Genomic DNA, 13,334 nt, shown 5'->3' with positions numbered 1-13,334 from the left:
CCTATTGCCATTAAATTAGTCCACTACTCTCTTCATTAATTTCTTCACCATGCTAAGCTGCTGAATGACGGGTTCATTCCATGGCCCTGATATTTTATAACTGTACCCAGAAATTTTTTGCATACTTTGACTTATAATATTATTCGCAACCCATGCTGCAACACCCGCAACAGGACCTCCTGCAATAGTCGCGACAACAGGTAAACTTGCAGTTATATGAGGTGAGATCTTTAAGTTCAAATTGTAAGTATGCTTAGGCAAATTTAAATCCCCTTTCATGCCGGCATAAGCAACTGGACCATCCAAATAACTGTCTTGGGTACTCATGATGCCATCGTTAATCATAAAATTCCCTTGAAAAATGTCAAAGCTGTACCCTTGATGTGACAAATCACTAAAATCCAATTGCAATCGACGAGGAATGGTCTGTAAACTCAAAATACTTAATAATTTACCTAAACCTAGTTTTTCTTCAGTTGCCTTACTTAAATGAGTAATTCTTCCATTTTTAAGTTGTAGATACATCTGTCCATTTAAGGAGGCAAGAGAAAAGTTATATATTCGATTTTTCCAACCTCCGTGAAACTCCATATATCCTTTTTTAGCATGGACAGCAGGGGTTACTCTCCAACGTTCTAAAGTTTTTGCTAAATGAGTCATATTTAATTTTACATCCAGCTTTGTTTGGTTGACCTTCTTTTTCTCCGTCCACTCCCCCTGAATATCAAATTGATATACTGGAGAATCAATTCGGCAATAATTTATCGACCATTTTCCAACACTGGACTGGCTTTTCAAAGTAACGTTACCAATTTGTAATTTATTCACTGATAAGTTATCAATACGCAAATTTAGATTTGGAATTTGCTCGGGATGTATTTGTACTGAATCAACATAATCTCTATCAGCAACATAAATTTTATCCAAATTCAAATATTGGACATGGCCGCTTAATTCGTTGGTGGGTGCATGATAAACCAAATCTGCGGCAATCATTTTTTGTTGTAAATTAAAAGACCAATCCTTATTAGGTAATATTTTTGCTTTAACAGCCATTGCATTGAATTGTTGTTTTAAAAAGTTAAATTTATCAATAGTTATATTGATGACACGTAATTTATTTAATAAAGATGTATTCGTTTGTGTTGTAGAAAATTGAGTATATATATCCTTCCAATCGTGCAAATCAAAACCTTTTAATGAGCCTACTAGTGAAAGACCGGGTAAATTCTGATTTACTGCATTCGCACTTCCCACACGCAACTGCCCTGAACTAAAAGCCAAACCTTGCTTGTCTTTTTTAAACAAGAGATCAGCACTGAGGCGTCCATCATAATTACCTCTTAGTCGCATTGATTCTTTTGCATTAAAATCAATATCTAAATTTAGAGGAGTTTTTTCATCTGCCTCTTTTCCTAAAGGTGCAGGTAAATGAATCGCCAATCCTTCTAAAGAACTGCTTAAACTGATACTGTCTGCCTCAGAGGGCTTATCGGTTAGCTTTAATTCTGCATTCACTAAAAAAGAACCATCAGCTAAAGCAAAAATAGGTAATTTAAATTGATCCTTTAAAGAATCAACGGTACATTTTCCATTAACGGTAATTGTTGTAGCAGGTTGAGGCTGTTTAACAGATTGAACTTTAATATTCATTGGATTTTCAAGAATGTTAGCAGACAATGAACTATCAGTAACGCCTGCTTCACTAAACATTAATTCACCTGATAAATTCTTTACAGTAAATGAGCTTAATTCATGATTTACAATAATGGTATTATTTTTAAAAGTCGCAGTTCCTTGTGCAAGCACTGTATCATTTTCAGGATATAAAGGAGCCTCTACCCTTAAATTGAGCCATGCAGTTCCCTTCACTGACAACATTTTTAAAAGAGATAATTTTTTCTTGAGGGGAGAAGCCATAATATAATTCATCATTTTTTGAACAGATGCATTAATTCTTCCCGTAACAATCAAATTTTCTTTATTCTTTCCTATATCATCAATACGCAAATGCATTTGTTTGGCTGGCACGCCCTGAAAATTAGCATGGACGATGTCAATATTTAAATTACGCTTGTTTAAGTGGATATATCCATCAATGTCTTTAATCACTTGCCATTTAGAATTGATTGCAAGCTCTCCCCCACTTGCAAAACTATCTATAGTAAATTCCCCCGTATTATTATCAAAGGGAAAATCCTTCGCTAAACCATTAAGCCTAATTCGACCACTCGCTTCATCGATACGTTTTAGATCATTTTTCAGCCAGAGATATAATTTAGGTTTCAAGTATTCTTTAGGGAGAAAAACCACCCATTGCTGCCAATTTTTTCCAGAAAATTCAGCCCCCAAACGAATATGGCCTATAGATTGACGACTTACTTGATCGACAACACCCTGCATACTCATAGTTAACTCAGGTTGGCTCAAGACAAATCGATCTACACTAATGCGCAAACCATCATTCAAGTCCTTCCAATCAAAAGCACCATTGAGTAATGATAAAATTTGCTCTGGATAACCATTGACCTTTATGGAAGTATTCTCGGAGTCAAGTTCTAAACGTCCTTGGTCAGGTTGCCAATTAATCACTCCTGAAAGGTTATGTACTTCTGGGATAGAGTCTTTGGCACTCCATCCCAGCTGTTCAAAACGGGTTAAAACATAATTAATAGAATAATCATTAAAAACTATCTCATTATCTTCTTTTTGCAAATTATTAGGGTTTTGCTTGTTCTCATCAACCCCAGCAAGTTGGAGCTGAGGTAACTCATCTGCACCAAAGCGCAACGTATTAAAACTTGGAATGGGGGGAATACTTGAGACATTAGCATTTGCTGTTATCATGATCTGAGAATCATGCAAGAATCCCTGGGGTTTCATGTCCAACAGAGCTTGCATACTTTTAGGCCAATCAATTGCATGAGACAGTAACGATTCGATGATAATTGATTTCACAAATAATTGATAACTTTGTTGCTCCTTCTTGTATTTAAGTAATATCTGATTTTCAGGCCAACTTATGCCTCCCATACGCAATTGAATGTGATCAGCAAGTAATTGCCATCCTACATTATCAGGCTTCCAAGATAAGTTAGCAAAAAAAGACTGAACTAATTGGCTTTGTTGATTACGTAATAGGCGCCAAGCTAAGCGTTTAAAATCTACCTGTGCTTGTACCGAAGTAATAGAACCATGACGCATATCAACCCATAAAGCAATATTACCTTTACCGCCTTCCAAATGTTCCGTTGCTTGAGGGAATAAACTTTGCCATTGAGCGGGGACGATATTTTTAGCTGAGAAATAAAACCGTCCTTTTATCTCTTCAAAATGCTCTGGATCAAAATATCCATCGCCTAATAATTGAAAATCAGTACTGTTAGTTTGTGCAAGCCTAGCCCCCCCCTTAAATTTATAATGTCCACCACTATTAGCTACTGATACATTTAATCCATCTACTGGAATCAAACCACCATCACTAAAATAAAAATAAGCTGAAACATGTTTAATAATTAAACGTTCTTGTTGTGATAACCAAATCAAAATTTGTTTGGTTTTTTCGGGGGTCATATCATTACTGAGTGCATTTGTAGTAATGCCATCAATAGTCCAATGAGCATCTTTTTCTCTTAGATTAAGATGCATATCATCAATATAAAGAACGCCTGGCTGTATCTGCCAATTCCATAAAGATTTGAATAAATTAATCCCTACTAATAATTTAGTGACATGAAAATTATTATTTGAGTCATCGCCTAACGTAACTTGATTTAATTTAAGTACAGGATGCAACCAATACCATCCTGTCTCTATAGTTTGAATGGTAACTGGCTGACCAAGAAGAAGAGATAAATGTTGCTCAATCTCCCCTTTATACTCTTTCGCCCATGGAGTCAGCGCACGGAAAATACTGGATAACACCGCCATAAAAATAATGAAGACTGCTAAATACACCCAGATTCGTTTAAATACTTTACTCACACTTAGGATTCGGTTACTCATTCATTGTTTTACTATACCATTGCTTTCTTGCTCATACTACATTTTAAGCTTTATACAGTGTAACCTTCCTCACGCATTTTCGCTAATTTATAACGTAAAGTTCGCTCGCTTACTCCTAATAAAGCAGCTACCTTTTGCCTGTTACCTTCGTTTTCTAATAAGGTTTTCTCGATCAATTCAAACTCATGGACTTGTAAATTTTTACTGTGCGCCGTTGAACTGGTATCTGGAACCAAAGGAGCAGTTAAGGATAATTGTAAATGTTCTGCCTCGATAATACCTTGTGTTTGTAACACTAATGCTCTTTGAATCACGTTATCAAGCTCTCGTGCATTTCCGGGCCATGGATAAGCTAACATCAACTTTTGCGCAGCTGGACTAATTACAGGAACTACGGGTTGCTTATGTTGACAATGTTTACGAGTTAAATAATTGGCTAAAGGAATAATATCATTTTTTCTTTCCCGCAGCGGATGCCATTGTAAGGGAAAAACATTCAAACGATAGAACAGATCCTCTCTAAAACGTCCCGCTTTCACTTCATCCTTAAGTAGTCTGTTTGTTGTAGCCAAAATACGTACATCAAGAGTTATTGTTTTATTAGCGCCAATACGCTCAACTTCTTTCTCTTGTAAAACACGAAGCAATTTAGCTTGTAAACTTAAAGGCATTTCACTCACTTCATCCAGAAGCAAAGTCCCGCCTTGCGCTTGCTCAAATTTTCCTGGAGTAGACTTATATGCTCCAGTAAATGAGCCTTTTTCATAACCAAATAAGGTTGCTTCAAGCATTTGTTCAGGAATTGCAGCACAATTAATTGCAATAAAGGGTTGTTTTTTTCGTGGTGAATGATCATGAATAAAATGTGCTAACACTTCTTTCCCCGTGCCACTTTCACCACTAATCATTACTCCCACATCAGATTGAGCAACTTTTAACGCCATAGACAATAAAGCTTGGCTCTTAGGATCTTGAGCTATAGGTTCTCCAGTATTTTCATCAAATTCAACTTTAATGTATTGATTGATTTTTTCAGTTAATACTTGGGCACTAAAAGGTTTTTGTAAATAATCCACTGCACCATGATGAATAGCTGTCACTGCATCTTGGACGGAACCATACGCAGTCATTAAAATAACAGGCAATCCCGGTCTTTTTTTTTGGATTTCCGATAATAACTGATTTCCATCCATCTCATCCATGCGAATATCGGATAAAACTACAGATGGATTATGGATTTCAAGAAGAACTAAAGCTTCTTTGCCATTTTTAGCGGTAATATAGGTATGGCCAGAAATAGTCATTGTTTCAGCCAGAGCTTCCCTTAATACTGGATCATCTTCAACGATTAAAACATGACTCATAAGATTTCCTTTTCTAAAAGTTAGTACCCCCTTAGGGCAAAAACAAATTAACTTGTGTACCAATTCCTTCGGTAGACTCCAGACTCACTCGACCTCCATGTGCTTTTACTACTGCATAAACCACAGCTAAACCCAGACCATTGCCTTGAGCTTTTGTAGTATAAAAAGGTGAAAAAGCCTGATTCTTCACCTCTTCTGTCATTCCTTTTCCATTATCTTCTACTGTTATTTGTATACCTGAATTATCAGTAGATGCAAGTGTTAAATTAATTTCTGTTGCCCCTGATTGTAATGAATTGATCACTAAGTTTAAAACTGCGCCAAGAAGTGACTCTCCATGGATTAATGCCTCATGAGTAATGAGTTGGTTACTCACATTAAACGTTACTCCACGGGCTAAAACATAAGGTTGAGCTCGTTGCATCAGCAAAGAGCACCAATAAGTCACATCCAGTCGTGTTGGCTCGATTGTAGTACCACGTGCAAATAATAATAAATCCTGAATTTGTTGCTCAATGCTGCTATGACATTCTTGCAATCTAAGAATCCAATTTTGAGTGCGAGAATCCAAATCAAGAAGATTATTCAAATGCTCCGTATACAACATAGCGGAAGCTAGAGGAGTTCTGATTTGATGGGCTAGCTGAGCTGTCATGGTGCCAATAGAAACTAAGCGCTTTTCATTTTCTTTAGCTTTCTCATAATCTCGTGTTGCCGTGATATCTGTTAAACTCACTAAAATACCTGGCAAACTATCTAAAGTAGCAACTGCTACATGAACACGCCTCCCATCCGCTAGAGAAACCTCATGGCCATCATCAACACGCGGAACAAACGCCCGCAAAATCACATCTAACCATAAAGAGCCGAGTAATCCATAACCTAACATCGCTTCAGCAGGTGGATTTAGCCAAACAATACGCCCTTGAGAATTAATAATGACTAAAGCCGTAGGCAAACTGGATAAGATATCCCACTCAGAAAGAGGTATTTGTGGTTTTACCGCACAAGTTTGGTAATTAGAATAATGCATCTAGATGAAATTATTATAATTAATATATTGACTCTAACAAATTTAGATTCAAATGAGAATATCTAAACATTATGTAATTAACGTGAGTTCGACATAAAAGGCATTTCTATGCCATTTATGTCGCTAAACGAACGTTATCCCGTAAAGCTTGTCCCCAGCGAAAGCGGGGATGCGCCACATTTATACGGGATCCAGTTCTAAATAAAAGTAATTCGACATAATGCTTAGATATTTTAAACTAAAACATTGGGTTTTTATTTAAACTCTCTTTTTCAGTAGCCTCTTGAACAACAGACTCTTTTATTGCAAATAATCCATTTTTAAATTTATTACCTCGATTAATTGTATTCGCGATGTTGTCAACATTTGAAGGTGCAATAGTAACCTGTTGGTTATGTGCTGGCCTTTCTAAAGAGGCTCCATCGTTCTTAACTGAAAGCTTTATTTTCTTTATACCTTCATCTATTTCTTTTTGGTCAACATCATGAATTATCACATCGCATTCTTCATTTGTATCTGTATTATGGAGTCCGCTTGTACTACTTTGTGCTGATTGACCCCTGTGGCGACAGTTAGATTCTTCCTCATTTGAAGCTTGTTTCTCGACCTCAGAGCTTTCTTCCAAATTGCTAATCTGTTGAAATAAATCTTTTTTGTTTGCATCAAGACCTGGGAAAGTTTCATTACCTGCTATTCCGCTTAATATAAAACATGCCTGTGTTATTTTATCCATCTTAGGTAAGTTATTTTTTATGTCATTAATGGTACTAACTCTAGGTACAGTGATAAACCCAAAAGAAATCACATGAATGAACCATCTAAAACCACTGGCTTTTTCTAAATCTTTTGCTAATAGTGCACCATCCACAGCTTTAAGATATTGATTAGCATGAGCAAGTGATTTGCCTTTAAACAATGACTCTGAATGGAATCTAGGATCGAGAAATAGTGTTTCTAAATGAGTTGGATCCATTTGCCCTAGTTTTTCTTCTAATTTCTCATCTAAAGTATCTGCGGTTAAAATGGTTTTAATTAATTCAATATCCTCAGAAGAGCTTAATTTAGATGCAGGAGATAATTTTTCCAGCTCGTCCATAAATTCATCGGGAGATAAGGTTACTTTTTTTAATAATGTTTGAAAGTGTTTAATCGGAAGCCTGTCTTTTGAGTTTTGTCGAGTTAACTCTTGAACAAGTACTGACATATTTCTTATTTCATTTGTAGATGGTTGAGGATTAGCAAATTTACTTAATGATTGCCATTTAGAAAATTTTTCCTCAAAGTCTTCCTCACTTTGTTCGTCATAAGGAATAAGATTACTTTTGAGCATAAACTCTTTCAAAGCCGTACCTACTTGAAAAGACATGTAGGAAGGCATATCAAGTGTTGTAGCAAATGCTCTAAAATTGAGACCTACACTTCCTGATCTAAGACACTTCTGATACTCCGGTGCTCCATAAATAGGTGAACTGGAAATTTCATTAACTTTAGGATTTTTTTTATCAGTGATGGTTTTTCTATCGCTAACAATAAGTCGCTCACCATCAGTTAAAAAATTAGATAATTTAATATCTGGATGATAATGCCCTGAGTCCATTAATTTAGTACAAAAATCACCTAGATTATCCATAAAATATACTGTTTGTTTTAAAATATCCTTAGGATCTCGGCCTTTAAGCTTTTCGGCATAATGAGCTAAATCTCCCTTTGAGGCAAATTCACTAATCACAACAGGTTGATACGCTGTTTCATTATCATCATTCAAAAAGGGAACCATGATCGTTACATAATCTTCAGAGAAATACTCACTCACTTGATGTGTTTGTAGTTGTTGTTCTTTTCCAATGGTATTCCGATCTTCTACTCGGATTACCGTTTTTACTGGCTCGCCTTCAATAGTAAACGTAAAGTTTTTATTATTGCCTTTAGGATTACCAAGAACTTCGGTCTGATATTCTCCAAACTCTTGTTGAACAAATCCTTGTATGGCGTCAACTTTTGCATAAGCAAGGGATAAATAGTATAAATTTCTTTGGACTTTCTCTTGTAATTGCTTATCTTGTTGATAATAAGCTTTTATAATTTGGTTATACTGAATGTATTTCGTAATATTTCCCGGAGCTGGGTCCTCAGTAAATAATTTATCCCGCTCTTGCATTGCTTCATAAAAATCAGTTTGCAATAGTTCAGGTGATGATCCTAATAGAGGAGAAAAACGAGATACAGCATTGGCAAATTCAATACCTTCTAATAACAGTGATGAATCACGATGTACTCCATATTTTTGTAAATGACTTTCTAGTCCATTTTTATCGTATTGATTTCGCCACTGAATGATGACAGTGTTTGTACTGTATTTAGTTAAATAATTAATCTGTTGTAGATAAAATAACCTTTTTAATTCGGCATTTTCTTCTTTATCAGAAATTTCATTATATCTTGTAATTAAATCTATCAGTTTTTTGAGTTCTTTTGAAGAATGGGCGCTTGGGATATCTAAAGACATGGGACAACCTTAATGAATTATTATTTTCATTGTCATCAAATCATAAGAGAAGAATAGTTCAAATATTGATCAACACTGAAAATTTACTGCTATTTCTAAAGCTATGATGGCCGCATATTATACATTAATTATTTTTTTTGTCCAACGATCTTAAAAAAGCAAGTTTCTCCGCGATCTTTATTTCTAAACCACGTTCTACTGGTTTATACCATCCCGGTTCTTGCATCCCTTCAGGTAAATAATGTTCGCCAGCAGCATAAGCGTGCGGCTCATCATGCGCGTAGCGATATTCTTTTCCATAACCTAATTTTTTCAATAATCGAGTGGGTGCATTACGTAAATGAATAGGCACTTCTCGAGACTTATCGTGTTTTACAAAATCCATTGCTTGATTAAAAGCCATATAACCTGCATTACTTTTCGCAGCTATTGACAAATAAATAACAGCTTGTCCCAATGCAAGTTCCCCTTCTGGAGAACCGAGTCGCTCATAAGTTGCTGCAGCATCGCTAGCAATTTGCATGGCGCGTGGATCAGCTAAACCAATATCCTCCCATGCCATCCTTAAAATACGCCGTGCTAGATAGCGAGGATCTGCCCCACCATCTAACATACGACAGAGCCAATAAAGTGCGGCATCAGGATTAGACCCACGCACAGATTTGTGCAACGCAGAAATTTGGTCGTAAAAATTTTCTCCACTCTTATCAAAGCGACGAGTATTTTCTGCCAAAGAATTGATAACCAATTCTTTGGTCACATGTTGATTATTCATTGCAATACAAGCAGTTTGTAATTGCTCCAGCGTATTGAGTAATCGTCTAGCATCCCCATCAGCAAATCCAATGATCATTTGAATAGCCTCTTCATCAAATTGAAGATGGGATAAAACTGCTTGATGCGCTTTTTGAAATAATTGCCGTAATTCATCATCAGTTAAAGGTTTTAAAACATATACTTGGGCTCGCGAAAGTAAAGCAGAATTTACTTCAAAAGAAGGATTTTCCGTGGTAGCGCCTATGAAAGTAACCAAGCCTGATTCTGTATAAGGCAATAACGCGTCTTGTTGTGCTTTATTAAAACGATGAATTTCATCAATAAACAAGAGGGTATGTTTACCATGAATCAAGTTTTCTTGTGCTTTTTCGATCGCAGCACGAATATCCTTCACTCCCGAAAAAACTGCAGACAGTGCTATCCATTCACAGTCAAAAGCTTCTGCAGTAATGCGTGCAATTGTTGTTTTACCCACGCCAGGAGGACCCCATAGAATCATGGAATGAAGTTTTTTTCCTGCAAAGCTCAGTTTTAAAGATTTGCCCTCACCTAATAAATGACTTTGCCCAATCACCTCATCGAGACTCTTGGGCCTTAGACGTTCTGCTAATGGCGGTGTAGGTTCTTCCTGAAACAAACTCATTGTTGGACCACATCCACACCTTTAGGCGTTTTGAATTGAAACATATTGGAGGTCAATTTAGGGTTTAATTTAATTTGAGTTAATTGTACAGTAGTCACTTGTCCTAATTGATCATAAAGCTCTAGCCCTGTTAAGAGATCTTGCCGAAAAACCAATTTAATTCGTTGAAAACTCGCTTTAGACGACTTTGCTTTTAAATCAAAAACCAATTCATGACCCATTCCACTTTGAGCTACATTAAAATCTCGAGTTACTGTATCGTCATAACCACTCAAAAATAAAGCAGCAGTACCGCCTAAACCTTTATCTTGCTTTTTAACCGTTACTTGCTCTAAGTCTTTATCATAAACCCAAATTCGCTGACCATCGGCAACCATCAACTGCGCCATAGGTTGCACAGTTTGCCAACGAAATCGACCAGGTCTTTGCAAAGCCATAGTACCTGATGAACGAGAGACCACGCGATGTTTTGCCTTCACTGCCTGCTTAAAATTGGCAGTCATGGAGCGAATTCCATTGAGTTTATCTTGCAATAATTCGCCTGGTGTTTGGCAAAATACTGAGGTAGAAATACTTAAAAGTAGTGCAATAAACATTTTTTTCATAGTTAATCCTCTGTCACTGATGTCACTAGGACATCCCGATATCCCCCTTCTAAGGGGCCAACAATTCCTACACGTTCCATTTCTTCAATCATTCGTGCTGCACGGTTATAGCCTATTTTCAAACGTCTTTGTACCGCAGAAATACTTGCTTTGCGTGTTTGAATTACAAATTCTACCGCCTGGTCATAAAGAGGATCATCCTCTTCTGTTTGACCTTCTTCATCAGAGCCACCTTCATTCCCATCTCCAGGCATTTTTAAAATAGAATCAATATAATCAGGCTCACCGCGAGCTCGCCAATCATCAGCGATACGATGCACTTCCTTATCATCCACAAAAGCACCATGAACACGTAAAGGAGCACCACTTCCTGGTGCTAAGTATAACATATCTCCGTGCCCCAATAATTGCTCAGCACCTTGCTGATCCAATATAGTCCGAGAATCAATTTTTGACGAAACTTGAAAAGACATTCGTGTTGGAATATTTGATTTGATGAGACCGGTTAAAACATCTACGGAAGGTCTTTGGGTAGCAAGGATCATATGAATTCCTGCTGCTCTAGCTTTTTGTGCGATACGGGCGATTAATTGTTCTACTTTCTTGCCCACAACCATCATCATATCTGCAAGTTCATCAATCACAACTACAATGCAGGGTAAAGGCTCCAATTCAGGGGCAACCTCATCCATTGAATCAGTAGGTTTCCATAAAGGATTTGCTAAAGGTTGACCATTAGCAATGCTTTCAGTAATTTTACTATTAAAGCCTGCCAAATTTCTTACCCCTAACGCAGCCATCAGCTTATAGCGTCGCTCCATCTCCTCAACACACCACCGCAAGGCACTCGCAGCTTCTTTCATATCAGTAACTACTGGAGTTAATAAATGGGGAATACCATCATACACCGATAATTCCAGCATTTTAGGATCAACCATAATCAGGCGTACTTGCTCAGGAGTTGCCTTAAATAGGATACTTAAAATCATGGCATTTATCCCCACAGACTTACCTGAACCGGTGGTACCAGCCACAAGTAAATGGGGCATTTTTGCCAAATCCACCACTACTGGATGGCCTCCAATGTCCACTCCTAAAGCCATACTTACAGGCGAATGTGCCTGCTGATAGACCTCTGCTGATAAAACATCAGATAAACGAACAACTTCGCGTGAATGATTAGGTAACTCCAAACCAACCACAGTCTTACCTGGGATAACTTCAACAACACGTACCGAAATGACCGACAAAGAACGGGCTAAATCTTTAGCCAAAGCAGTTAACTTACTGACCTTTATTCCAGCAGCCAATTGTAATTCAAAACGAGTAACCACAGGGCCAGGATGTACAGCGACTACTCCTGCTTGAATACCAAAATCTAACAAATGCTGTTCCACTTCGCGTGATAAATTTTCTAATTCTTGGTGTGTGTATCCACCCATAGGTTTGCCAGGTTGTCCCTTATCTAATAAGCTAAGCGAAGGTAAATCGCCTGAAGTACTCATTTTGGGAGCACGAATTTCTTTTATTTCTTTGGCAGGTTTAACAATTTCAGGCTTTACTTCATTGGCTATTAAAACAGGGGCAGCAACCACTGTTTCTTTTTCCTTCACTACTTTAGGTTTAAACAATTTAGGTGCAGATTTCTCACGAGGGGTGCTAGAAATCTTCGTTACTTTTTTTGCTTTATTTTTATCAATCTGGGACTTGATGAACTGCCATGCCCTTTGTAACGTTTTGGTTATATAATTTGCAATAAATAAAGTATAAAAACCGATTAACTCAATCGCGTTTATCCAGGACAAACCAGTGAACCAAGTAGTACCTACTAAAAATATTGCCAATAACGCAAGACTTGCTCCATATACATTCAGCATTTGGTACCAACCACTACCTACTGCCTGTCCGATAAACCCTCCAGGACCGCGAATGGAATTTAATTGACTCAGCTCTACTTGTAAGCTTAATAAACCACAGCCACCTGCAAACATAAAAATTAAACCAATAGAGCGCAGCAATAAAACTCGTTTATCAAGAATTTTTAACACACGGAAATCATGTAAAATAAGCCATGCAACATATACAAAAGATATAGGCACTAAATAGGCAATATACCCGAATGTAAAATAAAGCGCATCTGCTACGTATGCCCCCACTTGTCCACCTGAATTAGCAACAGTAAGTCCCTTCCATGCAGCATGCGACAGCCCAGGATCACTTACTTTATAGGTTAGCAAGGACAAAAGAACAAAAAGAGCACTAGTTAAAATGAGTATAAAACTCCCCTCACTCAACCGTTTGGTGACATAATTTGGCATGTGTTTTTTAGTACCTTGATTTTTTTTTCCGGAGCGTTGTTTTTCCATAGGTATTTTCATATCTTTGTTTTTATCATAATATT

7 protein-coding genes are annotated in these 13,334 nt (G+C 37.1%); all 7 read right to left on the bottom strand.

The features are described from left to right. Positions 1-15 precede the first annotated feature (15 nt). Complete coding sequence (locus DYH34_RS06065; protein WP_058465988.1) at positions 16-4,005, bottom strand: YhdP family phospholipid transporter; 3,990 nt, start codon at positions 4,003-4,005, stop codon at positions 16-18. Between the two features lie 50 nt (positions 4,006-4,055). After that, on the bottom strand, positions 4,056-5,369 hold the full coding sequence (locus DYH34_RS06060; protein ID WP_058465987.1) for a sigma-54-dependent transcriptional regulator: 1,314 nt from the start codon (positions 5,367-5,369) through the stop codon (positions 4,056-4,058). A 31-nt stretch (positions 5,370-5,400) separates the two neighbouring features. Next, positions 5,401-6,402: a sensor histidine kinase gene (locus DYH34_RS06055; RefSeq protein WP_058465986.1), complete on the bottom strand. Its 1,002-nt coding sequence runs from the start codon at positions 6,400-6,402 to the stop codon at positions 5,401-5,403. Between the two features lie 238 nt (positions 6,403-6,640). Continuing rightward, positions 6,641-8,908: a hypothetical protein gene (locus DYH34_RS06050; RefSeq protein ID WP_058465985.1), complete on the bottom strand. Its 2,268-nt coding sequence runs from the start codon at positions 8,906-8,908 to the stop codon at positions 6,641-6,643. A gap of 124 nt (positions 8,909-9,032) precedes the next feature. Then, positions 9,033-10,328: a replication-associated recombination protein A gene (locus DYH34_RS06045; RefSeq protein ID WP_058465984.1), complete on the bottom strand. Its 1,296-nt coding sequence runs from the start codon at positions 10,326-10,328 to the stop codon at positions 9,033-9,035. Then, positions 10,325-10,933 carry an outer membrane lipoprotein periplasmic chaperone LolA gene (gene lolA, locus DYH34_RS06040; RefSeq protein ID WP_058465983.1) on the bottom strand — a complete coding sequence of 203 codons (609 nt, stop codon included), beginning with the start codon at positions 10,931-10,933 and terminating at the stop codon, positions 10,325-10,327. Before lolA ends, DYH34_RS06045 begins: the two co-directional genes overlap by 4 nt. Positions 10,934-10,935: 2 nt before the next feature. Continuing rightward, entirely contained in the window at positions 10,936-13,299 is a 2,364-nt protein-coding gene (locus tag DYH34_RS06035) for a DNA translocase FtsK (protein ID WP_058465982.1), read from the bottom strand. Between the last annotated feature and the right edge of the window lie 35 nt (positions 13,300-13,334).

Origin of the sequence: Legionella cincinnatiensis, from assembly GCF_900452415.1 — a bacterium.
Lineage (GTDB): Bacteria > Pseudomonadota > Gammaproteobacteria > Legionellales > Legionellaceae > Legionella > Legionella cincinnatiensis.
The sequence above is the reverse complement of the archived record's forward strand: the minus strand, read 5'-3'. Positions and strand labels throughout refer to the sequence as shown.